Genomic DNA, 23,391 nt, shown 5'->3' with positions numbered 1-23,391 from the left:
CAGCAACGTCACGGTCCCGCTGTTCCGGGCCCCAGCCGAGCGGCCTCAGCCCGGGATCAGGTGAGGGCGGCGCAGAGGGAGGTGCCGTCGTCGGGCTTTCTGACGCCGGTGGGGAGGAAGTCGCGGGGGCCGGGGCGGAGCGTGACGCCTCCGGCACTGTGGGCGGGACAGCGGTGCAGGCGGCCAGCGCGGCTGCGGCCGCAGCAGCCGCGAGGAAGAGGGTAGTTTTGTGAATACTGTCACGGGTCCGCACGAACAAAGCCATTAGCTCGATGCTACCCCTGCACTAGACTTGAACGCGGCGCGCGCCCCCGGACAACCGAACAGTTAGGAACGCATTTGAAGATTGATTTCGCTTCATCGAAGCAATCAACGCTTGGTGTGGAGTGGGAGCTGGCCCTGGTGAACGGCCAGACCGGCGAACTGGCATCGGTGGCCAACGAGGTGCTCCGCGGCGTGGTTTCCAAGCACCCCGAACTTAACGAAGACGACGAGCATCCTCACATCAAGCAGGAACTCCTACTGAATACCGTGGAATTGGTCACGGGGATTTGCGAGACGGTCGGCGAAGCCAAGGAAGACCTCAGCAGGTCGCTGGCCGCCGTCCGCGAAATCACTGATCCCATGGGCGTTGAGGTGTTCTGCGCCGGCAGCCACCCGTTCAGCCCGCCGCAGCTGCAGCCGGTCACAGACAAAGCCCGCTACGCCAAGCTGATCGACCGCACGCAATGGTGGGGCCGGCAGATGGTCATTTACGGTGTGCATGTCCACGTGGGCCTGGACCGGCGCGAAAAGGCCCTTCCCGTGCTGGACGGCCTGGTCAACTACTTCCCGCATTTCCAGGCACTCTCGGCATCGAGCCCGTACTGGGGCGGTGAGGACACCGGCTACGCTTCGCACCGCGCCCTGATGTTCCAGCAGTTGCCGACGGCGGGCCTGCCCTTCCAGTTCCGTTCTTGGGAAGAATACGAATCCTACGTTCAGGACATGTTCACCACCGGCGTGATCGATACCCTGTCCGAGATCCGTTGGGACATCCGGCCCGTCCCCAACCTGGGCACCATCGAGATGCGTATCTGCGACGGCCTGGCCACCCTTGAGGAAGTGGGCGCCATCGCCGCCCTCACCCAGTGCCTCGTGGACGAATTCTCCACCACGCTGGACAACGGCGGGACCATTCCCACCATGCCGCCGTGGCACATCCAGGAGAACAAGTGGCGGGCCGCCCGTTACGGTATGGAAGCGATCATCATCCTCGATGCCGCGGGCAACGAGCAGCTGGTCACCGAGCACCTCATGGAAACCCTCAACAGGCTGGAACCGGTCGCGGCTAAGCTCGGCTGCCCTGACGAGCTGGCCGACGTCGAAAAGATCATCCGCCGCGGCGCCGGCTACCAGCGCCAGCGCCGCGTCGCTGCCGAGCACGGCGGGGACCTGCAGGCCGTGGTGCTGGACCTCGTGAAGCAGATGCGGAACGGCCCGACAGGCTGACCCCTCCCTCCCCTCCCGTTGCTCTATCACTTTTGGTCGTCAAACCTGTGGTTTAGGGACCAAAAGTGATAGAGCAACCGGGGGGCTTGACCGACGTCGTCAACCTTCAGGAAGCGTGCTGGGCACCATCCGGAACCAGCACGAGCTTGCCCTTCCCCGCCGAGTGCTCAAGCAGTTCGTGCGCGCGCCGGGCCTCGGACAGCGGCAGGCGCTCGGCCACAACCGGGTGGATCTGCCCCCGACGAAGCAGGTCGAGCAGCGAGCCAAAGTCTTCCCGGTACCAGTCCGGTACCCGAGGCCCGCCGCCCACGGCCAGCGGCCGGGCAGGCTCATGCACTTTCTGGACACGGTAGGCGAGGACACGACGACGGGGCGAGAGTAGGCCCCAGACCGCGACGATCGCAGTGGCCACGTACCACTTCAGCCACCCGAGCCGGCTCTTTCGCCCGTGCGACAAAGTCGCGTAGTGACCGAACACAACAAGCCTGCCCCCTGGACGCAGCGCCCGGAACGAACGAACGGACAGCGGACCGCCGATCCCGTCGAGCACAACATCCACCCCTTTTTCGGGAAGGGCGCGTACCCGAGCCAGGAAGTCATCGGACTGGTAGTCGATTGCCACCGCGCCAAGCTGCTCGACGGACATACGATCCTTGGCTGAGGCCGTGCCGTAAAGCCGAAGTCCGGCCGCCGCACCAAGTTCAAGGACGGCGACGCCCACCCTGCCTGCCGCTCCATGCACCAGCACGGTCTCGCCGCTTTGTGCCTTCGCTACCCGGTGGAGCACCTGGTAGGCCGTGATGTAGGGCAGGACGAGGCAGACTGCCTCCGCCGGGTCGAGGTCTCCGGGCAGTTCGACTGCTTCCGCCTCGGGCACACAGACGCGTTCCGCGTAGGCACCCCAGACTGTCAATGCTGCAACCCGGTCCCCTACCCGCAGCCGGGAGCACGCGGCGCCGAGTTCCTCCACCACGCCCACGAGCTCATAGCCGGGGGTAAACGGCGGCTTCGGAACATGAAAATACGTGCCGGCCCGCAACTGCGAATCCGTGAACGACACACCGGCCGCCAACACCCTGACAGCGACTTCGTTGGGGGCCGGCCGGGGAATCCCGGCCTCCACCACCTTCAAGACCTCCGGCCACCGAACCGGTCGACAACGACGCGTTTCATGGCTCCAGCCTTGCCCACACCCTGCCGTTGAGGTAGGGCCGTTCGACCCGGCTTTGATCGCTCCGCCCTTCCTGCATCGCACCGCAACCTGCATCGCACCGCAAACGCGGGCGAAACAGGGCCGGGTGGTGAAGCATCGCTGTAGGCTCCCTCATGGGCCGTGGAAACGAACACTGGAGGCTTTGCTTATGTCGCGCATCATGCGGTTCGACCACGTCGGTGTCACCGTTCGGGACCTCGACGTAGTGACGGCGTTCTTCGTTGGACTCGGGCTCGAGCTCGAGGGCCGCACGTTTGTGGAGGGCGAATTCATCGACACGGTCATCGCGATCCCTGATTCCCGCACGGAGATCGTTATGTTGCGGTCACCCGACGGAGGGACGGGGGTGGAGCTTTCCAGCTTCGTCCGGCCTGACCCCGAGCCGGGATCGCCCACGGCCATGGCCAACGAACTCGGTCTGCGCAGCCTGTCCTTCGAAGTCAATGACCTTCAGGCGCACGTCGATCGGCTGGCCGGGGAGGGGTACGGCTTGGTCGGTGGCATCGGCCAGTATGAGGGTGCCTGGCGCATGGCCTATGTGCGCGGTCCGGAGGGAATCATTGTGGCCCTGGCTGAGCGGATCAGCTGACGCGGCCACGAGAGGTACGAGAGACACCAAACCACGGGAACCACCCGTTGCTCTATCAGATTTGGTCCCCAAACCCGCGGTTTAGGGACCAAAAGTGATAGAGCAAGTGGGGGTTGGGCGGGTCAGGCGGGGAGGGACACTGCGGTGACGGGCATTGAGGAGTCCGGGGCGAAGCCGATGCCGCTCGGCCCGATCCCGGCCATCACCAGCTGCGCTCCCAGGGCAGCCACCATGGCCCCGTTGTCCGTGCACAGGTCCAGCGGCGGCACATGGAGTTTGATTCCGGCGGAGGCACAGCGCTGGCCGGTGAGCTCCCGCAGCCTCGAGTTGGCCGCCACTCCCCCGCCCAGCAGGACGTCCTTGATGCCGTGCTCGCGGCAGGCCAGCACGGCCTTGGACGTGATCACATCCACCACGGCCTCCTGGAAGGCCGCGGCGATGTCGGCCACCGGCACTTCTTCGCCGCGGGCCTCGAACTGCTCGACGCAACGCGCGACGGCGGTCTTCAGTCCGCTGAATGACCAGTCGTAACGGTGCGGGCCGGGTTCCTCGGCGGTGCCCATGTACTTCGACTGGCTAAGCCCGCGCGGGAACCGGATGGCCTTCGCGTTGCCAGTTCTGGCCAGCCGGTCGATGGCAGGGCCGCCCGGGTAGCCAAGGCCCAGGATGCGGGCCACTTTGTCGTAGGCTTCGCCGGCGGCGTCGTCGATCGTTGAGCCGAGGAGCTGGACGTCGCTGGTGATGCTGTTGATCTTCAGGATCTCGGTGTGGCCGCCGGAGACCAGCAGGGCACCGAGGTTGTTGGGCAGGCGCGGGGCATCCGCGGCGTGCGCCGGCACAGAAGCCGGGGACCCGCCGTCGGGCGTTGCACCGCTGTTTGGTTTACCGTCCAGCAGCCCGACGCCCACGTGCGCCACCAGGTGGTTAATGGCGTAGAGCGGTTTGCCGGTGGCGAGGGCGAGGGCCTTGGCCGCGCAGACACCGACCATCAGCGCTCCGGCGAGCCCGGGGCCGGAGGTGACCGCGATGGCGTCCACATCCTCCAGCTTCACGTCGGCGTCGGCCAAGGCCTGGCGCAGGGTGGGGACAAAGGCGTCAAGGTGCGCGCGGGAGGCGATCTCCGGGATCACGCCGCCGAAACGCACGTGCTCGTCCATCGAGGAGGACACGGTGTTGGTGAGCAGCGTGGTGCCGCGGACGATGCCCACGCCGGTTTCGTCGCAGGAGGATTCGATGCCCAGCACCAGGGGCTGCGAGCGGTTCATGCCTGTCCTGCTTCTGTTGTCGGGCCGGCGGGTGTGGCGCCGTTTGTCGGGTCGGCTTCTGTTGATGTGGCGGCCGGAATGGCGCCCTCGGGCACGGCGCCTTCCGGTACCAGCTGCAGCCGCATGATGAGGGCGTCAACGCCGTCGCGGTAATACTTGCGGCGCACGTGAATCTGTTCGAAGCCGAACCGCACGTACAGCTGCTGCGCCCGCGGATTGTCCTCGCGGACCTCCAGCAGGACATCCGCCGCGCGGCGGCGCCGTGCTTCGTCGATCAGCCGGGTCAGGAGGGCGGAGCCGATCCCCCGCCCTTCGAATTCAGGCACGACGGCGATGGTCTGGACGTCCGCGATGGGCTCGATGCACATCAGGCCGGCGTAGCCCACAATGGTCCCGCCACTTTCTGCCACCACGTAGCGGCGCGTTTCCGGCTGGGACAGTTCCGCCAGGAACATCTCCAGCGGCCAGGCGTCCGCAGGGAACAGCCGCTGCTCCAGGGCGTTCACCGCTGGCACGTCCTGCAGGGTCATGTCCCGGAAAGCCACACCGTTTTTGCCGGCAACGGCGGCGGAACCGTCGGTGCTGGAACGGCCGCCGCCGGCCGGCGTGCTCACAGCGCCCGCTTCCGCGGCCCGGGGACTTGGGCGTCTGATTCCCGCAGGTACAGCGGCGTGGAGTCAAGCAACTGAGCGCCGGCAGCGAGCCGGGCCAGGGCGAACTGGCCCAGATACAGGGCGTCCGGCTGCTCCTTGCTGAAGCCGGGGTCAGCGCGCAGGACGTCGCTGTACAGCCCGGCGCCGGCGCCATACGCGGGAAGGTCTGGCAGGTCTGCTGCGAAGCTGACGTGGGGGCCGTCCTCGAGCCGGGGCAGCTGACCTTCCACGAGGGTATACCTGGCCCAGTACACCTCTTTGCGGCGCGCATCGGTGACCACGAGGAACTCGACCGGGGCGTCCGTGGACTCCGCCACCTCCAGCGCAACGGCGTCGAGGCTCATCAGCCCGTACAGCGGCTTGTCCCAGACAAATGCGAGGGTACGGGCGGTGGCGATTCCCGAGCGCAGGCCGGTGAACGGGCCGGGGCCCACGCCGGTCACGATCGCGTCAATGTCGCGGCCCGTGACGCCAGCGGAGGAAAGGAGCTCCTCGATGCCTGGGGCCAGGACCTCGGCGTGGCTGCGGGTGTCCTCCGTGGCGAAACTCGCCACTTCGCCTTCGAGGGCGTCATCCGAGACGAGGGCGGCGCTGGCCACGGCGGAGGTGTCGATGGCAAGAATGAGCATCAGGGTGTCCCTTCGAAGGCTCCGCCGAGGGCGGGCTGGGTGCTCCACCGGGGACCAAAGCCGCGCATCACAATGGTGCGGGGCTCGTCGTCGTCCTCGGTGTCAAAGTCCAGGACGTCGGTGTGGCCGGGGATCGGTTCCGAAGCGCCCACGGCATCCAGACCGATGGCTCGGTGCAGGTCCACTTCCAGCCGGCTTTCGCTCAGGTGCTCCACCCGGCCGCGGCCCCACTCCACCACGGTCACGGACGAGTCCAGCGTGTTTTCCAGGTCAATGTCGTCAATCTCAGACGCCGATCCCAGCCGGTACGCGTCCACGTGCACCAGGTCGGGGCCGCCGGGCCGCGGGCCGTCCGGCAGGTTGGGATGGATGCGCACCAGGACGAAAGTGGGCGAGATGATGCCCGCGCGCACGCCCAGGCCCTCGCCGAGCCCCTGCGTAAACGTGGTCTTCCCGGCGCCCAGCTCGCCGGTCAGCACCAGCAGGTCCCCCGCCTGCAGCCCCTCCCCCAAAGCCGCACCGAGCGCGTGGGTCTGGTCCGCCGTCGTGACCCTGAGCGTCTGTTCCCACGCGGGCAGCTGGGTGGGCACACTCACGGCGTGGCCTTTTCGGCAGAATGCGGACCAGGAGAGCCCTCGACGGCGGGACTTTCGTTAATGAACCGGCGCGGCACCCGGGGGCTGATCCGGGTGACGATCTCGTAGTTGTTGGTCCCGGCGGCGAGCGCCCAGTCGTCAGCCGTGGGCCCGTCGTCGTCCCCGCTCCCGAACAGCACCGCCTCGGCACCGAAGAGGTCCGAGCCTGCGGCGCCGATGTTGCCGACGTCGATGACCATCTGGTCCATGGCGATCCGGCCTACCACGGGGTACGTCCGGCCGGCCACCCGGACAGGGCCACCGGTGGCTACGCGGGGCACGCCGTCCGCGTAGCCGAGCGGAATCAGGGCCAGGCTGCTGGGGCCGTCGGTGCGGTAGCGCAGACCGTAGGAGACGCCCTGCCCATCGGGGACGTCCTTGCATTGGGAAACGAGGGTTCGCAGCGTCATGGCCGGCCGGAGTCCCAGCTCGGCGGAGGTCTGGCCTTCAAAGGGCGAGAGTCCGTAGATGCCGAGGCCCACGCGCACCAGGTCGAAGTGCGTGTCGGGGCGGGACAGCGTGGCCGGGGTGTTGGCCAGGTGACGGACCTCAGGGTCCACGCCCGCGTCTGCGGCCACGGCCAGCACGTCGCGGAAGACGGCCAGCTGCTCGTCGGTTTCCGGCCGTTCGGGCTCATCGGCCACAGAGAGGTGCGAGAAAATGCCCACCACGCGCAACAGGCCCTGGTCCTGGTACTCCATGGCCTCGCCCACCAGCTGGTCCCAGGATTCGAGGGTCGCACCGTTCCGGCCGAGGCCCGTGTCCACCTTCAGGTGAATCCGTGCGGGCCGTTCCTGGTCACGCGCGGCAGCCACAATGCGCCCCAGCTCCCAGCCCGAGCAGCCGATGTCGACGCCGGCAGCCACCGCCGCGGCGAAGTTGCTTTCCGTGGTGTGCAGCCAGGCCAGCAGCGGCGCGTCGATGCCGGCCGCCCGCAGGGCCAGGGCCTCGGAGATGTGTGCAACACCCAGCCAGGAGGCACCGCCTTCGAGGGCGGCCCGGGCCACCGGAACCGCGCCGTGCCCGTAGGCGTCGGCCTTCACCACGGCCATGACCTTGGCGGGGGAAGCCGCTCCGGCGAGCCGGCGGACGTTATGGCGGATGGCATCCAGGTCGATCACGGCGGACCGCTCGTACAGAGGATCTGTTCCTGAGGACGCGCTGAAGTCACCGGTTGCTGCGGGGTAAGTCACCCTAGTGATTCTAGTGCGAGCGGCCCAGCCGCAAATCACAGCCGGAGAATCGCCGTCGGGCGCTACGCGTCCGAGAGGTGTGCGATCGTGGCGCCGGCCCGGCGCTGTGCCGCCACCGGGACGTCGCAGATAATGTCGGCGAGGAAGCCGAAGCGGCGAAGCCACTGGCTGCTCTGGCGTTCCGGCCGGGCGTTAGCGCGCTTCCACCAGTCGGCGATGTCGCCCCAGCCCGGCGCCGCCAGCGAACCGCCCACCTCCTGCACCGCGAGGGAGGCGCAGAGGTTGGCGAACCTGAGCCGGTTCCCCAACGGCCAGCCCGCGAGGCTGCCGACAATGAAGGCCGCGTCGAAACAGTCGCCGGCGCCCGTGGGATCATAGGCCGTGACCGGCAACGACGGCACCCACTCTTCCTCCCCCGTTTCCGAATCCACCGCCATGGCACCCTGCGCGCCGAGTGTCACCACGGCCACCGGCACGCGGTCGGCCAGGGCGTACAGCGCGGACCACGGGTTGTCCTTGCCGGTGAAAGCCATCGCCTCGCGCTGGTTGGGGAGGAACGCGTGGAAGAACTGCAGGTTCTCCAGCCGGACCGGGGCCCATTCGCCGCTGGGATCCCAGCCCACATCCCCGAACAGTTTGACCCCGGCCTGGTGCGCGGCCTCGGCCCACGGTTCAATGTCGATGCCGAGCTCGGCGATGCCGGCGAGCGCCTCGGGCGGCGGGCCGATCAGTTCGGACGCCGTCACCGGAGCCGGATGGCCATGGGTGACCAGGGAGCGGTCGTGCTGGACGCTGAGCGAGACGGTGACCGGCGAATGCCAGCCCTGAACGCGGCGCGACAGGCTGAGGTCCACGTGCTCCTGCCCGGCCAGGATCTTCCAGTTGTAGTCGCCGTAGCCGTCGTCCCCGAAGGCGGCAGCGAGCCCGGTTTTCAGGCCCAGCCGTGCGGCGGCAATGGCCTGGTTCGCCACGCCGCCGGGGCAGCTGCCCATGCCTTCGCTCCAGATTTCGGTGCCGGGCTCGGGCGCGTGCGGGAGGCCGGTGAAGATGATGTCCTGGAAAACTGTGCCAGCCAGGATGAGGTCGAAGCCGCCGTCGGCCTGGGTACGGACGGACGACAGCGGATCGAAGCGGCGGTCCGGGATGGCGTCCATGTCCGGCAGACTACGCCCTGCCGCCGCGCGGCGATAGGGGCGGGCCCGCGGGCGGCCTACACTGCTGACTATGCGGCTCATGATTGCCGGCGGCGGCGGGTTCCGAGTGCCTCTTGTTTACCGGGCGCTGGTTTCGGGCCCCTTCGCGGGGCTGGCCAGCGAACTGGTGCTGTTCGACGTCGACCCCGCCCGCCTTGGTGCCATCGACGCGGTTTTGCGGGCCATGCCAACGCCCGACGGCGGCACTCACCCGGGTGCGCGGCCGCCCGCCGTCCGCACCACCACGTCCCTGCCGGACGCCCTCCGCGGGACGGACCTCGTGTTCGCGGCCATCCGCCCCGGCGGTACGGCAGGCCGCGTCGCCGACGAACGTATCGCCCAGGACCTCGGCCTGCTTGGCCAGGAAACCACGGGCGCGGGCGGGATCTCCTACGCCCTGCGGACCATCCCGGAAATGCTGCACCTGGCGCGGCAGATGCGGGAATTCTGCCCCGACGCCTGGCTGATCAACTTCACCAACCCGGCCGGCATGGTCACAGAAGCGCTCGTGCCTGTGCTCGGCCGCAAGGTCATCGGGATCTGCGATTCCGCCGGCGGGCTGGTGCACCGGGCGGCCCGCGCGGCCGGGCTTGCGTTGCCGGACGGAAGGCTCGACGGCGTGGGCTACTACGGGCTGAACCACCTGGGCTGGCTGTACCGGCTGGAGTCCGGCGGCTTGGACCTGTTGCCCGGGTTGCTCGCCGACCCGGTTGCCCTTGCGTCCTTCGAGGAAGGCCGGCTCTTCCCCCAGCCGTTCCTCGCGGAGCTCGGCGCCCTGCCCAACGAATACCTCTATTACTACTACCAGCGGGACGGCGCGGCTGCGGCCATGCGGGCCATGCCGGTGACGCGCGGCGAGTCGATCCACGTCCAGCAGGCCGAACTGTATCCGCGGCTGGCCTCGTCCGGAGCAGGCGCGTACCAGTTGTGGGACGCTGCCCGCCGTTCCCGTGAGGAAGGCTACCTCGCCGAGGCCCGGACCCACGGTGAGCAGCGCGACGAGGCCGACCTCGCCGGCGGCGGCTACGAGCGGGTCGCCCTGGCCGTGATGCGTGCCCTGGCCGGTTCGCACGGCGCCTCCCCGGATGCGGGGGCCACTCAATTGATCCTCAACACCCCCAACACCCTTCCGGCCAATCCCGCCGAGGCCAATCCCGCCGGGGCGGGTCCGGCCGGAGCCAGTCCCGCCGGAGAAGCCGCACCCAAGGCGGCCATCCCGGGATTGCCGGCGGACGCCGTCGTCGAGGTCCCTTGCGATGTAACGCCCGACGGCGCGGTGCCGCTTCCCCAGTCGGCGCCGGGGCCCGAGCAACTTGCCTTGCTGCGCCGGGTCAAGGAGGTGGAGCAGCTCACCGTCCGGGCCGCCACGCACGGCGATCGTGACGCCGCCGTCGAAGCCTTCAGCCGGCATCCGCTGGTGGACTCGCCGGGTCTGGACTCGCACCGGCTGGGGGCGGCTCTGCTGACCGGGTATGAGCGCGCCTTCCCGGCGCTCGGTACGCTCTGGCGGCAGGAGTAGTGTTTTACCGAATGGACAACAGCCGGGCCGGAATCCGTGCCGGCGGCGGGAAGGAGGGGCCATGACACCGATTCGCAGGGTCGCGCTACTTTCCCTCCACACCTCCCCCATGGAGCAGCCCGGCTCCGGTGACGCTGGCGGAATGAACGTTTACATCCGCGAACTGGCATCGGCGCTGGCCGAAACCGGCGTCGAAGTGGAGATCTTCACGCGCTCCACCTCGGCCAAGCAGGCGGCCGTCGAGCACCCGGACCCGGGCGTGTGCGTCCACAACGTGTTTGCCGGGCCCCCGACGAAAATCCCCAAAGAGGAACTGCCGGCGCTGTTGCACAGCATGGTGGCCGAAATCGAGCAGATCCGCCGGCGCCAGCCGCACGGCCGTTACGACGTCATTCATTCGCACTATTGGGTGTCCGGGATCGCCGGCCTGGAACTCGCCGAGCTCTGGGACGTGGCGCTGGTCCACACCATGCACACCATGGCCAAGGTTAAGAACCTCCTCTTGGAGTCCGGCGAACAGCCGGAGCCGCGGCGCCGCGAAGAGGGCGAACACCGGATCGTGGACGGCGCCACACGCCTGATCGCCAACACCAGCGCCGAAGCCGCGGAACTGGTCTCCCACTATGGTGCCGACCAGGACCGGATCGATGTGGCGCCGCCGGGCGTGGACCTGAGCACGTTCACGCCGTCCTTCCGGGCGCGGTCCCGGGCGGAGCGCGGCGTCCCGCCGGAGACCTTCCACCTGGTCTTCGCCGGCCGCATCCAGCGGCTGAAGGGCCCGCAGGTCCTGCTCAAGGCTGCGGCCCTGCTGCGTACCCGGCGCCCGGAAATCGACCTCCGGGTCACCATCCTCGGGGCGTTGAGCGGCAACAAGGACTTCAACCTCCGGCAGCTGATCGCCGAGTCTGGACTGGACGACGTCGTGACGCACCTTCCCCCGGTCAGCGCGGCCGAGCTGGCGGTCTGGTTCCGGGCAGCAGACGTTGTGGTGATGCCTTCCTACAGCGAGTCGTTCGGGCTGGTGGCCATTGAAGCGCAGGCGTGCGGGACCCCCGTGGTGGGCACTCGGGTGGGCGGCCTGTCCCGGGCCATCCAGCACGGCCGGACCGGGCTGCTGGTGGACGGGCACAATGCCAAGGACTGGGCTGACGCGCTCGAAGCCATGTATGACGATCCGGACACCCGCGCCGATATGGGGCGGGCCGCGGCCATCCGGGCGGAGAACCTGGGTTGGAACCGCACCGCCGCCATCACGCTGGAGACCTATCACGCCGCCGTCGAAGAGCAGTCGGCCGGGCGGGTGGTCCCGGCGATACCGACCGCTTCCGTCGTTTCCCCTGTTGCCTCTATTGCGGCGGCTCCGGCCGTCGCGGCGCCCTAAGGAGATTGAATGACCGGCCTGAACCCCCTGAGCGACCTCGAGATCGCGAGGCAGGCCGTCATCCGGCCGATCGAGGACATTGCGGCCGAAGCGGGCATCAACGCCGCCGCCCTGGAACTTTATGGCCGGTACAAGGCAAAGGTTGATCCTTCCCTGTTGACAGCTCCGGAGCCTTTTGGGCGGGTTGTGCTCGTCTCCGCCATGTCGCCCACTCCGGCCGGGGAGGGGAAGTCCACCACCACGGTGGGTCTCGCCGATTCGCTGGCCCGGGCGGGGCACAAGGTGATGATTGCACTGCGTGAGCCGTCGCTCGGCCCGGTGCTGGGTATGAAGGGCGGCGCTACCGGTGGCGGCTATTCCCAGGTCCTGCCGATGGACGAGATCAACCTGCACTTCACGGGTGATTTCCACGCCGTCACCGCAGCCAACAACGCCTTGATGGCCCTCGTGGACAACCACATCTACCAGGGCAACGAGCTGAACATCGACCCGCGCCGGATGACCTTCAAGCGGGTCCTGGACATGAACGACCGCTCTCTCCGCGAGGTGATCATTGGACTCGGCGGCCCAGCGCAGGGTGTGCCGCGCCAGGACGGGTTCGACATTACGGTGGCCTCGGAGATCATGGCCGTCTTTTGCCTCGCGACGGATCTTTCCGACCTCCGCGAGCGCCTGGGCCGGATCACTTTCGGCTACACCTACTCCCGGGTTCCTGTCACGGTTGCGGACCTCGGCGTCCAGGGCGCGCTGACCCTGCTCCTCAAGGAAGCCATCAAGCCGAACCTCGTCCAGACCATCGCCGGCACGCCGGCTTTGGTTCACGGCGGCCCGTTCGCCAACATCGCGCACGGCTGCAATTCGCTGATCGCCACGCAGACGGCCCGGCGGCTCGCGGACATCGTGGTCACGGAAGCAGGCTTCGGCGCCGACCTGGGCGCGGAGAAGTACATGGACATCAAGGCGCGGATCGCTGGCGTGGCACCCTCCGCCGTCGTTCTTGTGGCAACTGTCCGCGCGCTCAAGATGCACGGCGGCGTGCCCAAGGACCGGCTGACCGAACCCGACCTCCAGGCGCTGCAGGCCGGCGTCGCCAATCTCCGGCGGCACGTGCACAACGTGGAGAAGTTCGGCGTGGTGCCGGTGGTGGCCATCAACAGGTTCTCGTCCGATACTGCGGAGGAACTCGACTGGCTCCTGGAGTGGTGTGCCGCGGAAGGTGTGCCGGCGGCCATTGCTGACGTGTGGGGGCGGGGCGGTGGCGGCGACGGTGGTGACGAGCTCGCCGCGAAGGTGGCGGCGGCCGTTGCGGCGCCGACCAGTTTCCGGCACCTGTACCCGCTGGAGCTGCCTGTGGAGGAGAAGATCCGTACCATCGCGCAGGAGATTTACGGGGCCGACGGCGTCGATTTCTCCGTGCCGGCCCTGAAGCGGCTGGCGGACATCGAAAAGAACGGCTGGTCCGGCCTGCCGGTCTGCATGGCCAAGACGCAGTACTCCTTCACCGACGACGCTTCCCGGCTGGGAGCACCAAAGGGCTTCACCATCCACGTCCGCGACCTTATCCCCAAGACCGGCGCGGGTTTCATTGTGGCCCTCACCGGCGCGGTCATGACCATGCCCGGCCTGCCCGCCTCCCCAGCCGCCATGCGCATGGACGTAGACGACGCCGGCAACCCCGTAGGCCTCACCTAGCCGCCCCCTCCCCTCACCCGAGTTGCTCTATCACTTTTGGTCCTCATTCCGGCCATTTAACGACCAAACCTGATAGTGCAAGTGGGGGCTGTGGATAACTTCTGCGGGAGCCGTCGACTTGCGGCAACAATGGTCCACATGCGCCCATCCACGCCTCTGCCGGCCCCGCTTTCCTCCGTTCCTTTCACTGTCCATGAGGCCCGGGCCGCCGGACTGAGCAACGGCAGGCTCCGTTCGTCAGACCTTTCGTCGGAGGGGCGGCTTCTCTATCTGCCGGCTGGATGGGACTTTGAAATTCGGGGCTTGGCCAGAGCGCTCTCGGCAGCCACTCCTGGTGCATGGATCTCGCACTTCACAGCTGCGGTTTTGCTCGGATTCTGGCTTCCGACCTGGTTCCGCGACTGCCGCGAACTCCATCTGAGCAAGCCCAGAACGCTGCCGCCGGTCAGGCGCAAGGGCGTGGTGGGCCACACTGTCCTGGCCTTCAGCCACGAGGTCATGGTGCTGGACGGAATTCGCCTGTCCACGCCGGCACGGACCTGGCTTGACCTTGCCAGCACCCTTCCCTTGGAGGACCTCGTGGCCGTGGGTGACCAATTGGTCCGCCAGCCCCGGCTTGACCTCGACCAGCGCGCGGAGCCGTGGGCAACGCGCCCGGAACTGGACGGCATGCTGACGCGGCATCCGAAGCTCAAGGGCATCGTGAAAGCCAGGGAGGCTGCCGAGCTCATCCGCATAGGCTCGGATTCGGTCCCGGAGACCTTTCTGCGTCTGGCCCTGACGGCCGCGGGCCTGCCGGAGCCGGAGCTGCAGTTGCGTGTTGTGCCGGATGACCCGTATTCGCCAGCGGCAGATATGGGATATCGGAGGCAGCGCATCGCCATCCAGTACGACGGCGGCCATCATCTGACCCGCGAGCAGCAGTCACGCGATAATCGCCGCGATGAGTCCTTCAATTCCGCAGGCTGGCGGTACTTCAAATTTAACGGGGACGACCTGGCACAGGACTTTCGCCGCGCTGTCCAGAAAGTCCGGCTTGCGCTGAACTCCCATTAAAGACCTGTTGCTCTATCACTTTTGGTCCCCAAACCAGGGGTTTGGGGACCAAAAGTGATAGAGCAACTTGGGGGGGAGGCGGGTTAGCGCTCSAGGTCGCCGCGGATGAAGGCCTCGACCTTTTCRCGGGCGAKGTCRTCGTTGAACTGCTCCGGCGGGGACTTCATGAAGTAGCTGGARGCGGAGAGCAGCGGGCCGCCGATGCCGCGGTCCAGGCCGATCTTAGCGGCACGGATGGCGTCGATGATCACRCCGGCCGAGTTGGGTGAGTCCCASACTTCGAGCTTGTATTCCAGSGACACCGGGGCGTCGCCGAAGTTGCGGCCTTCGAGKCGGACGAASGCCCACTTGCGGTCATCGAGCCASKSGACGTAGTCGGACGGRCCGATGTGGACGTCGCGCGGGGCGATGTCGGCCTCGACGTTGGAGGTGACGGCCTGGGTCTTGGAAATCTTCTTTGACTCGAGGCGGTCGCGTTCCAGCATGTTCTTGAAGTCCATGTTGCCGCCGACGTTCAGCTGGTACGTGCGGTCCAGGGTGACGCCGCGGTCTTCGAAGAGTTTGGCCATAACACGGTGCGTGATGGTGGCACCGATCTGGCTCTTGATGTCGTCGCCCACGATCGGCACGCCGGCCGCGGTGAACTTGTCAGCCCAGGCCTTGGTGCCGGCGATGAAGACGGGAAGGGCGTTGACGAAGGCCACGCCGGCGTCGATGGCAGCCTGCGCGTAGAACTCGGCCGCTTCCTGGGAGCCGACGGGCAGGTAGCAGACCATGACGTCAGCTTTGGCTTCGCGCAGCGCTGCGACCACGTCGACGGGCTCTTCGGTGGACTGCTCGATGGTCTCGAGGTAGTACTTGCCAAGGCCGTCGAGGGTGTGGCCGCGCTGGACGGTCACGCCGGTGGGAGCAACGTCGGCGATTTTGATGGTGTTGTTCTCGCTGGCCAGGATGGCGTCGGCGAGGTCCACGCCCACCTTCTTGCCGTCCACATCAAATGCGGCAACAAACTGGACGTCATTGACGTGGTACTTGCCGAACTCAACGTGCATCAGACCCGGGATCGTGGCCTGGGGATCGGCGTCGCGGTAGTAGTGCACACCCTGCACGAGCGAGGCGGCGCAGTTACCTACACCAACAATGGCAACACGAATCGGATTTGCAGACACGGAACTCCTTTGAAGACAACCTCAGCCGCCAGGACGGTCAATACCGGAAAGTACGACGGCGGTGCGCTGGCAGTGCGCCAATCGGCGCCTTATCATCTTACCCAACCAAGCGGGGGCCGGGATTGTTCCCGGCCCCCGCAACGAAAAAGTGCAGCTACGTTACTTCTGCTGCCAGAGGTTGATGTCCGATTCCACCGCGAACTCGTCGATGGCCCGCAGTTCGTCGCCCGTGAACTCGAGGTTGTTGATGGCGGCGAGGCTGTCTTCGAGCTGCCGGACGCTGGACGCGCCGACCAGTGCGGATGTCACGGAGGAGCCCTTGCCCTGCTCGCGGAGGATCCAGGCGACAGCCAGCTGCGCCAGCGTCTGGCCGCGGCCTTCGGCGATGGCGTTGAGCCCGCGGATGCGGCCCAGGTTCTCGTCGGTGATCATGCCTTGGTCCAGGGACTTGTGCTGCGCCGCGCGCGAATCGGCCGGCACGCCGTTGAGGTAGCGGTCGGTGAGCATCCCCTGGGCGAGCGGCGAGAACGCGATGGAGCCTGCGCCCACCTGTTCAAGAGCCTCGTACAGGTTGGGCGAACCGTTCTCCGTCCAGCGGTTCAGCATGGAGTAGCTCGGCTGGTGGATCAGCAGCGGCGTGCCCAGTTCCTTCAGGATCCGGGCGGCTTCCAGGGTCTGCTCCGGGGTGTAGGACGAAATGCCGGCGTACAGGGCTTTGCCCGAGCGGACGGCTTGGTCCAGCGCGCCCATGGTCTCTTCCATCGGCGTTTCCGGGTCCGGGCGGTGGCTGTAGAAGATGTCCACGTAGTCCAGGCCCATGCGCTCCAGGGACTGGTCCAGGCTGGCCAGCAGGTACTTGCGCGAGCCGAAGTTGCCGTAGGGGCCTGGCCACATGTCGTAGCCGGCCTTGCTGGAGATGATGAGTTCGTCGCGGTACGGCTTGAAGTCGTCTTTGAAGTGGCGGCCAAAGTTGGTTTCGGCCGCGCCGTAGGGCGGACCGTAGTTGTTGGCAAGGTCGAAGTGGGTGACGCCCAAATCGAAGGCCCGGCGCAGGATGGCGCGCTGCACTTCGAAGGGCTTGTCGTCACCGAAGTTGTGCCAGAGTCCCAGTGAGATGGCCGGGAGCTTCAGACCGCTGCGTCCGACGCGGCGGTAGGGCATGGATTCATAGCGGTTTTCCGCGGCTGAATAAGTCATACATTCCATCCTGCCACCTGTGATCCAGGCAACAGGACAGGACGCCGGTGTTACGCCGCGGGCTGACAGAAGCCGGCCCGCGGCCATTCACCCTAGAGCCTTACGATTGCGGCACTCCATGCAGGGAGGCTGAGCGAGCCGCCCTGTGGCTGCGCAGCGTCATCGGTGCTGAGCAGCACCGTTCCGCCGACGTTCTCAAGCAGTGCCGCCTCCGAGGAGAAGTTCAGCAGCACCTCCACGGACCCGCGCCGGAAACGCAGCCAGCCGGCGTCGTCGTCGAACGTCACATCAGTTTCCGCGAATCCCAGCCCGGCCAGGTCCGGGTACTCACGCCGCAGCGCGGTCAGGGACCGGTACAGTGCCAGGAGGCGCGCATGGTCTCCCGTGGAAGCCTCGGCCCAGTTGAGCTTGGAGCGCCTGAACGTTTCGGGATCCTGCGGATCGGGCACGACGGCGGGATCCCAGCCCATGCGCTCGAACTCGTGGATCCTGCCCTCCGCCGTCGCCTTGCCCAGCTCCGGTTCGGGGTGCGAGGTGAAGAACTGCCACGGCGTGGAGGCCCCGTATTCCTCGCCCATGAACAGCATCGGCGTGAACGGCGCGGTCAGGGTCAGCACGGCGGCGAGAGCCAACGGGCCGTACGGCAGGGACTGGGACAGCCTGTCCCCCACAGCGCGGTTGCCGATCTGATCGTGGTTCTGCGCACACACCACCAGGGCTGTGGGGTGGACCAGTGAGGTGTTGATGGGCCGGCCGTGGTGGCGTCCGCGGAAGCTGGAGTAGCTGCCGTCGTGCAGGAAGCCGTCCTTGAGGACCTTGGCCAGCACGCCGAGCGATGCGAAGTCGGAGTAGTACCCGGTGGTCTCGCCGGTGACGTTGACGTGCACGGCGTGGTGGAAGTCGTCGCTCCACTGCCCGGCGAGGCCGTACCCGTTGGCTTCGCGGGGGTAGATCAGCCGCGGATCGTTCAGGTCCGACTCGGCGATCAGCGTTTTGGGCAGCCCGGTTTCGGCCGCGACGGCGTCGCCCAGCGCACCGAGGTCCTCCAGCAGATGCACGGCCCGCTCGTCACGGAGCGCGTGCACGGCGTCCAGCCGCAGGCCGTCCACGTGGTAGTCGCGAAGCCAGAGGGCTGCGTTGTCCAGGATGTACTCACGCACGACGTCGGAGCCCGGGCCGTCGAGGTTGACCGAATCTCCCCAGGTGTTGGCGTCGCCCTGCTTCAGATACGGCCCGAACCGCGGCAGGTAGTTCCCGCTGGGGCCCAGGTGGTTGTAGACCACGTCCTGGATGACGCCCACCCCGGCGGCGTGGGCGGCGTCCACAAAGCGCTGGTAGGCGGCAGGACCGCCGTAGCCTTCGTGCACGGCGAACCACTGGACACCGTCGTAGCCCCAGTTGTGGGTGCCGTTGAACCCGTTGACCGGCAGCAGTTCCACAAAATCGACACCAAGGTCCGCGAGGTAGCCGAGCCTGCCGGCTGCCGCGTCCAAGGTCCCCTCAGGGGTGAAGGTCCCCACGTGAAGTTCGTAGATGACCGAGCCTTGCAGCTCCTTCCCCCGCCAGCCGGCGTCCTGCCAGTTGTGGGAGGCGGGAACGTAGGTGCGGGACAGGGCATGGACGCCGTCCGGGAGCCGCCGCGACCGGGGGTCCGGCAGCGGCTGAGCCTCGCCGTCGAGCAGGTAGCCGTAGTCCACCTCGGCGTCCCCGGGGGCGTCAGGCGCGGACCACCAGCCTTCCGCGCCCGGGGCGGTGGCCACCTGCTTCATCGGGTACTGCTGCCCGTTGGCGAGCAGTACCACCGCCGACGCGTCCGGCGCCCAGACATCGAACCGTTCGGATCCTGCATTGACCAGCGTCATTCGTTTTCTCCATCCACCGGTACGAGCAAAGCCACCGGGTAGGTACCCAGAACGGCGGCCACCGAAACGGTTCCGGCCGGGTAACTGGCGCCGGTGAGCTCGTCCTTCATCGCAGCGGGGAGTTCGACGGCGGTGTCCCGCCACCCGCCGTCGCGCTCCAGTCCCACGGGGAGCCGGGTGGCCAGGGTCAGGGAGCCGGGCGCCCCCGGAGCGCCGCGGTGGAACGCCAGCAGGTGCTGCGCCGCCGCGCCGGACGCGGTCACCGGGCTGTAGCCCTGGAAGAGTTCGGGCCGTTCGCGGCGAAGCCGGAGTGCCCGGGACGTCACCAATAGCTTGCTTGTTTCCGTGCCCGCTGCAGGCAGGCTGCCGGCGTCGATCTCTGCCAGCTCCTTGACCCGCTGGGCAAAGTCAACGGGCCGGCGGTTGTCCGGGTCGGTCAGCGACCGCTCCCAGAATTCTGAGCCCTGGTACACGTCCGGCACGCCGGGCATGGTCAGCTGGATGATCTTGGCCGCGAGTGAGTTGGACGCGGCGGCGGAGTCGATCCGTGCCGCAAAGCCCTCCACCGCCTGGGTGACCCCGGCGTCGTCAAAGGCTGCATCCACGGCCGCCGTAACGCTCGCTTCGAACTTTTCGTCCGGGTTCGTCCACGTCGTGGAGTTGCCCGCCTCACGGGCAGCCTTCTCCGCGTAGCCCTGCAGGCGTTCCCGTGACGCCGGCCAGGCGCCGACGACCGCCTGCCACAGCAGGTTCTCGAACGGCCCGTCGGGGATCGGGGCCAGCTCGCGGAGGGTGTTCAGCGTTACCGTCCACTCGTCCGGCAGTTCGGCGATGACCGAGATCCGGGCCCGGGCGTCCTCGCTGCGCTTGGTGTCGTGCGTGGAGAGTGTGGTCATGGAGAGCGGCAAGTCGTCCTGCCGGCGCCGCATCCGGTGATGGAATTCCTCCGCAGACACAGCGAACTCTGTGGGCTCGGCGCCCACCTCTGTCAGGGTGCCCAGCCGCGTGTAACGGTAGAAGGCCGTGTCCTCCACACCCTTGGCCATGACCATCCCCGAAGTCTGCTGGAAGCGCACGGCGATGGGATTGGCGGGATCGAGCAGCAGCGGCAGCAGCGTCCCCACAGCCGGTGCGAGGTCGGGACGGTGTTCCGCCGCCGATCCGCAGGCTTCCTTCAACACCTCGGCGCCCACAGGCAGGTAGCTCCGGTAGACGGGGAACGAGGCGATGATTTCGGCGATCGCGTCCGCTGCAACCTCAAGGGACAGCCCGCTCGAAGCCGGCACCAAACGGGCCAGCCGCAGCACTTCGGAACGCAGGATGCCGTCGGCAATCATCCGTTTGGTGCCGCGGATCATCGCCGCGTAGTCGGCCGGGGCGCCGGTTCCGCGCAGGGTGGCATCCAGTGCATCGAGTGCGCGCTGGCCCGAGGGGTCCACGAGGACCCGGTCCACGTCCGCCAGGGCGTCGTAGCCGGTGGTGCCCTCGCAGGCAAAGTCCGCGGGAAGCTCCTCCCCCGGCTCGAGGATCTTCTCCACCAGGACGTACGCACCGCCGCTGAGGTCCTTGAGCCAGCGCAGGTACCCGGCGGGATCGGCCAGGCCGTCCGGATGGTCCACGCGCAGCCCGTCCACCAGGCCTTCAGAGAACCACCGTTTCACTTCGGCATGGGCCTGGTCGAAAACCCAACGGTCTTCTACCCGGATGCCCGCCAGCGTGGTGACGGCGAAGAAGCGCCGGTAGTTCAGCTCGGCATCCGCGCGGCGCCAGTCCATCAGCTCATAGTGCTGGCGGCTGTGGACATCCTGTGGCGAATCGCCGTCGGAATACGAGCCCTCGGCCAGCGGGAAGCGGTGGTCGAAGTACCGCAGCTCCCCGTCCCTAATTTCGAGCTTGTCCAGGGCCGTGTCCGAGCCCAGCATGGGCAACCGGACCTTGCCGTCCCCAAGCTCCCAGTCGACGTCGAACGCTTCCGCGTAAGGCGAGCCGCGGCCCTCCCGCAGCAGCGACCACCACCACGGGTTCTGCGCCGGCGAGGCCACGCCCACGTGGTTGGGGACAATGTCCACCAGCACGCCCATGCCGTGGGCGCGGGCAGCCTTGGAAAGCGCCCCCAGCCCTTCCGGGCCACCCCGGTCCGGATCCACCGACGACGGGTCCGTCACGTCATAACCGTGATCGGACCCGCCTTCAGCGGTCAGGATCGGAGAGAGGTAGACCCAGTCGACGCCCAGGGACTTCAGGTAGGGAACCGTTTCGGCAGCGTCAAAGAGCGTGAAACTGCTGCGGATCTGGAGCCGGTAAGTGGACGCCGGGGCCTTCACTTAGCGGGATCCTTCGGCTCGCTGACCTTCTTCGTTTTTGCGGGCTCCGGCACAGCGGGCGTACTCAGTGCGGCGGTTTCCGCGGTAGCTGTCTGCGACAGGGCGGCGAGCGACGCGGCCACGGAGTGATCCGGTTCCGTCTCCTCAATGGTGTGGGCCCGGAGCACCACCAGTGACTTTGCCGCCACGGGCAGCGCCTCACCGGCTTTGACAGGGGCCGTATCCGCATTGTGGCCGGCGGTGTCGATAATGATGTCCCAGGCCGGCGCGTACTCGTCGTTCGGAAGGGTGAACGGCACGGCGTCGTCGTGGGCGTTGAAGTACAGGACGAAGTTCACGTCCGTGATCCTGCGGCCGCGGTCATCCTTGCCCTGGATGCCGTCGCCGTTCAGGAACACACCCACGGAACGGCCAAAGCCGCTGTCCCAGGCTTCCGGCTTCATGGTCTCGCCCGAGGGGTCCAGCCATACGATGTCCGGCAGCCGTTCGCCTTCGCCTCGCAGCACGGGGCGGCCGTCGAAGAACCGGCTCCGGCGGAAGGTTGGGTGCTTGGCGCGCAGCGCGTTGACGGCAGCCGTGAATTCAATAAGGGGCTGGTCGATGCTTTCCCAGTTGATCCAGGTCAGTTCAGAGTCCTGGCAGTAGCCGTTGTTGTTGCCCTGCTGGGTGCGGCCCAGTTCGTCGCCGTGCAGCAGCATGGGCACACCCTGGGAGAGCAGCAGCGAGGCGATGAAGTTCCGCTGCTGGCGGGCGCGCATCCCCAGGACTGCGGGATCCTCGGTGGGGCCTTCGGCGCCGCAGTTCCAGGACCGGTTGTGGGATTCGCCGTCGTTGTTGTCCTCGCCGTTGGCGTCGTTGCGCTTCTCGTTGTAGGAGACCAGGTCCGCGAGGGTGAAGCCATCGTGGGCGGTGACGAAGTTGATGGACGCCACGGGGCGGCGGCCCGAGTGTTCGTACAGGTCCGCGGAGCCGGTGATGCGGGAGGCGAATTCGCCGAGGGTAGCCGGCTCGCCGCGCCAAAAGTCCCGGACCGTGTCGCGGTACTTTCCGTTCCATTCCGTCCACTGCGGCGGGAAGTTGCCCACCTGGTAGCCGCCGGGGCCGACGTCCCACGGCTCGGCAATCAGCTTGACCTGGGAAACCACCGGGTCCTGCTGGATGAGTTCGAAGAACGTGGAGAGCTTGTCCACGTCATAGAACTCGCGGGCCAGGGTTGAGGCGAGGTCGAACCGGAAACCGTCCACGTGCATTTCGGTGACCCAGTAGCGCAGCGAGTCCATGAGCAGCTGCAGGGAGTGGGGCTGGCGGACGTTGAGCGAGTTGCCCGTGCCCGTGTAGTCCATGTAGTGCTTCTCGTCGCCTTCCATAAGGCGGTAGTAGGACTGGTTGTCGATGCCCTTGAAGGACAAGGTGGGGCCCAGGTGGTTGCCTTCGGCGGTGTGGTTGTACACCACGTCCAGGATCACTTCGATGCCGGCCCGGTGCAACGACCGGACCATGGCCTTGAAGTCCTGGACCTGCTGGCCCGTGTCGCCGGTGGAGCTGTAGGTGTTCTGCGGGGCGAAGAAACCGATGGTGTTGTAGCCCCAGTAGTTGTTCAGGCCCTTGTCCTGCAGGGTCCCGTCATTGACGAACTGGTGCACCGGCATCAGTTCGATGGCGGTGATGCCCAGCTTCTGGAGGTGCGAGATGACCGACGGGTGGGCCACGCCGGCGTAGGTGCCGCGCTGCTCCTCGGGGATCTCGGGGTGGAGCTCAGTGAGGCCCTTGACATGGGCCTCGTAAATGACCGATTTGTGGTACGGGACGCGCAGGTTCTGGTCGCCGTCCCAGTCGAAGAACGGGTTGATGACCACGCCCATCATCATGTGAGGCGCGGAATCGTCGTTGTTGATGGTGTCCGGCTCTTCGCCCAGGTTGTAGGTGAAGAGGGCGGGATCCCAGTCGATCTGGCCGTGCACTGCCTTGGCGTACGGGTCCAGGAGCAGCTTGTTCGGGTTGAACCGGTTGCCGGACTGGGGATCGTACGGGCCGTGGACGCGGTAGCCGTACTTCTGCCCTGGCTGGACCTGTGGGATGTAGCCGTGCCACACGTAGCCGTCCACTTCATCGAGGCTGAACCGCGTTTCCACGCCGTCGTCATCGAAGAGGCACAGTTCCACCTTTTCGGCGCGTTCGCTGAACAGCGCGAAGTTTGTGCCAGTACCGTCAAAAGTGGCGCCAAGCGGATAAGCCGTTCCGGGCCAGATTTCCATCATGCGTGCTCCTCATTGTTGTTCGACATCGGGGCGGGCGAAATCATCGCCGCGCCACCCAGCCGGTGCAGAACC

At 67.2% G+C, this 23,391-nt stretch carries 18 protein-coding genes; 6 read left to right on the top strand and 12 right to left on the bottom strand.

Annotated elements, in window-relative coordinates; all coding sequences use genetic code 11:
• The first annotated feature begins 339 nt into the window (after window positions 1–339).
• Window positions 340–1,491 carry a glutamate--cysteine ligase gene (locus AC1DIM_RS06010; protein ID WP_477709589.1) on the top strand — a complete coding sequence of 384 codons (1,152 nt, stop codon included), beginning with the start codon at window positions 340–342 and terminating at the stop codon, window positions 1,489–1,491.
• Window positions 1,492–1,597: 106 nt separating this feature from the next.
• Here AC1DIM_RS06010 and AC1DIM_RS06005 read toward each other — a convergent pair whose 3' ends face one another.
• On the bottom strand, window positions 1,598–2,617 hold the full coding sequence (locus tag AC1DIM_RS06005) for a medium chain dehydrogenase/reductase family protein (protein ID WP_477709588.1): 1,020 nt from the start codon (window positions 2,615–2,617) through the stop codon (window positions 1,598–1,600).
• Between the two features lie 235 nt (window positions 2,618–2,852).
• Here AC1DIM_RS06005 and AC1DIM_RS06000 point away from each other — a divergent pair, with 235 nt between their 5' ends.
• On the top strand, window positions 2,853–3,293 hold the full coding sequence (locus AC1DIM_RS06000) for a VOC family protein (RefSeq protein WP_477709587.1): 441 nt from the start codon (window positions 2,853–2,855) through the stop codon (window positions 3,291–3,293).
• A gap of 122 nt (window positions 3,294–3,415) precedes the next feature.
• Here AC1DIM_RS06000 and tsaD read toward each other — a convergent pair whose 3' ends face one another.
• The 6 genes from tsaD to AC1DIM_RS05970 form a co-directional block, all read right to left on the bottom strand.
• Window positions 3,416–4,558, bottom strand: coding sequence for a tRNA (adenosine(37)-N6)-threonylcarbamoyltransferase complex transferase subunit TsaD (tsaD, locus tag AC1DIM_RS05995; protein ID WP_477709586.1), 1,143 nt, complete (start codon window positions 4,556–4,558; stop codon window positions 3,416–3,418).
• Window positions 4,555–5,088, bottom strand: coding sequence for a ribosomal protein S18-alanine N-acetyltransferase (gene rimI, locus AC1DIM_RS05990; RefSeq protein ID WP_477709784.1), 534 nt, complete (start codon window positions 5,086–5,088; stop codon window positions 4,555–4,557). Before rimI ends, tsaD begins: the two co-directional genes overlap by 4 nt.
• An 80-nt stretch (window positions 5,089–5,168) precedes the next feature.
• Window positions 5,169–5,840, bottom strand: coding sequence for a tRNA (adenosine(37)-N6)-threonylcarbamoyltransferase complex dimerization subunit type 1 TsaB (gene tsaB, locus AC1DIM_RS05985; RefSeq protein WP_477709585.1), 672 nt, complete (start codon window positions 5,838–5,840; stop codon window positions 5,169–5,171).
• Complete coding sequence (gene tsaE / locus AC1DIM_RS05980; protein WP_477709584.1) at window positions 5,840–6,436, bottom strand: tRNA (adenosine(37)-N6)-threonylcarbamoyltransferase complex ATPase subunit type 1 TsaE; 597 nt, start codon at window positions 6,434–6,436, stop codon at window positions 5,840–5,842. The genes tsaB and tsaE overlap by 1 nt, the downstream gene beginning before the upstream one ends.
• Complete coding sequence (gene alr / locus AC1DIM_RS05975; protein ID WP_477709583.1) at window positions 6,433–7,668, bottom strand: alanine racemase; 1,236 nt, start codon at window positions 7,666–7,668, stop codon at window positions 6,433–6,435. Before alr ends, tsaE begins: the two co-directional genes overlap by 4 nt.
• Window positions 7,669–7,730: 62 nt before the next feature.
• Complete coding sequence (locus tag AC1DIM_RS05970) at window positions 7,731–8,822, bottom strand: PfkB family carbohydrate kinase (protein ID WP_477709582.1); 1,092 nt, start codon at window positions 8,820–8,822, stop codon at window positions 7,731–7,733.
• 70 nt (window positions 8,823–8,892) lie between these two features.
• Between AC1DIM_RS05970 and AC1DIM_RS05965 the strand changes: the two genes are divergently transcribed.
• The 4 genes from AC1DIM_RS05965 to AC1DIM_RS05950 all read left to right on the top strand — a co-directional run bounded on the left by AC1DIM_RS05965 (window position 8,893) and on the right by AC1DIM_RS05950 (window position 14,509).
• A complete protein-coding gene (locus tag AC1DIM_RS05965) occupies window positions 8,893–10,380 on the top strand; it encodes a family 4 glycosyl hydrolase (RefSeq protein WP_477709581.1) in 1,488 nt (495 codons plus the stop codon).
• Window positions 10,381–10,441: 61 nt separating this feature from the next.
• Entirely contained in the window at window positions 10,442–11,761 is a 1,320-nt protein-coding gene (mshA, locus tag AC1DIM_RS05960) for a D-inositol-3-phosphate glycosyltransferase (RefSeq protein WP_477709580.1), read from the top strand.
• Between the two features lie 9 nt (window positions 11,762–11,770).
• Complete coding sequence (locus tag AC1DIM_RS05955; RefSeq protein WP_477709579.1) at window positions 11,771–13,453, top strand: formate--tetrahydrofolate ligase; 1,683 nt, start codon at window positions 11,771–11,773, stop codon at window positions 13,451–13,453.
• Between the two features lie 303 nt (window positions 13,454–13,756).
• Complete coding sequence (locus AC1DIM_RS05950; protein WP_477709578.1) at window positions 13,757–14,509, top strand: endonuclease domain-containing protein; 753 nt, start codon at window positions 13,757–13,759, stop codon at window positions 14,507–14,509.
• Window positions 14,510–14,592: 83 nt separating this feature from the next.
• On the opposite strand, the gene AC1DIM_RS05945 is transcribed toward AC1DIM_RS05950, so the two are convergent.
• The 5 genes from AC1DIM_RS05945 to glgX all read right to left on the bottom strand — a co-directional run bounded on the left by AC1DIM_RS05945 (window position 14,593) and on the right by glgX (window position 23,316).
• Entirely contained in the window at window positions 14,593–15,678 is a 1,086-nt protein-coding gene (locus tag AC1DIM_RS05945) for an inositol-3-phosphate synthase (protein WP_477709577.1), read from the bottom strand.
• Window positions 15,679–15,837: 159 nt separating this feature from the next.
• Entirely contained in the window at window positions 15,838–16,875 is a 1,038-nt protein-coding gene (mgrA, locus tag AC1DIM_RS05940; RefSeq protein WP_477709576.1) for an L-glyceraldehyde 3-phosphate reductase, read from the bottom strand.
• A 92-nt stretch (window positions 16,876–16,967) separates the two neighbouring features.
• Entirely contained in the window at window positions 16,968–18,737 is a 1,770-nt protein-coding gene (treZ, locus tag AC1DIM_RS05935) for a malto-oligosyltrehalose trehalohydrolase (RefSeq protein ID WP_477709575.1), read from the bottom strand.
• Window positions 18,734–21,061, bottom strand: a complete 2,328-nt coding sequence (gene treY, locus AC1DIM_RS05930; RefSeq protein ID WP_477709574.1) for a malto-oligosyltrehalose synthase — start codon at window positions 21,059–21,061, stop codon at window positions 18,734–18,736. Before treY ends, treZ begins: the two co-directional genes overlap by 4 nt.
• Window positions 21,058–23,316, bottom strand: coding sequence for a glycogen debranching protein GlgX (gene glgX, locus AC1DIM_RS05925; protein WP_477709783.1), 2,259 nt, complete (start codon window positions 23,314–23,316; stop codon window positions 21,058–21,060). Before glgX ends, treY begins: the two co-directional genes overlap by 4 nt.
• Window positions 23,317–23,391: the final 75 nt, after the last annotated feature.

The organism is Pseudarthrobacter sp. 01T43, from assembly GCF_056398665.1.
The sequence above is the reverse complement of the archived record's forward strand: the minus strand, read 5'-3'. Positions and strand labels throughout refer to the sequence as shown.

Coding starts and splice junctions, on each gene's coding strand:
- AC1DIM_RS06000 (WP_477709587.1), top strand. CDS start 2,853: ATGTCGCGCATCATGCGGTTCGACCACGTCGGTGTCACCGTTCGGGAC.
- rimI (WP_477709784.1), bottom strand. CDS start 5,088: ATGACCCTGCAGGACGTGCCAGCGGTGAACGCCCTGGAGCAGCGGCTG.
- AC1DIM_RS05955 (WP_477709579.1), top strand. CDS start 11,771: ATGACCGGCCTGAACCCCCTGAGCGACCTCGAGATCGCGAGGCAGGCC.
- AC1DIM_RS05965 (WP_477709581.1), top strand. CDS start 8,893: ATGCGGCTCATGATTGCCGGCGGCGGCGGGTTCCGAGTGCCTCTTGTT.
- mgrA (WP_477709576.1), bottom strand. CDS start 16,875: ATGACTTATTCAGCCGCGGAAAACCGCTATGAATCCATGCCCTACCGC.
- glgX (WP_477709783.1), bottom strand. CDS start 23,316: ATGGAAATCTGGCCCGGAACGGCTTATCCGCTTGGCGCCACTTTTGAC.
- tsaB (WP_477709585.1), bottom strand. CDS start 5,840: ATGCTCATTCTTGCCATCGACACCTCCGCCGTGGCCAGCGCCGCCCTC.
- mshA (WP_477709580.1), top strand. CDS start 10,442: ATGACACCGATTCGCAGGGTCGCGCTACTTTCCCTCCACACCTCCCCC.
- tsaD (WP_477709586.1), bottom strand. CDS start 4,558: ATGAACCGCTCGCAGCCCCTGGTGCTGGGCATCGAATCCTCCTGCGAC.
- treZ (WP_477709575.1), bottom strand. CDS start 18,737: ATGACGCTGGTCAATGCAGGATCCGAACGGTTCGATGTCTGGGCGCCG.
- AC1DIM_RS05970 (WP_477709582.1), bottom strand. CDS start 8,822: ATGGACGCCATCCCGGACCGCCGCTTCGATCCGCTGTCGTCCGTCCGT.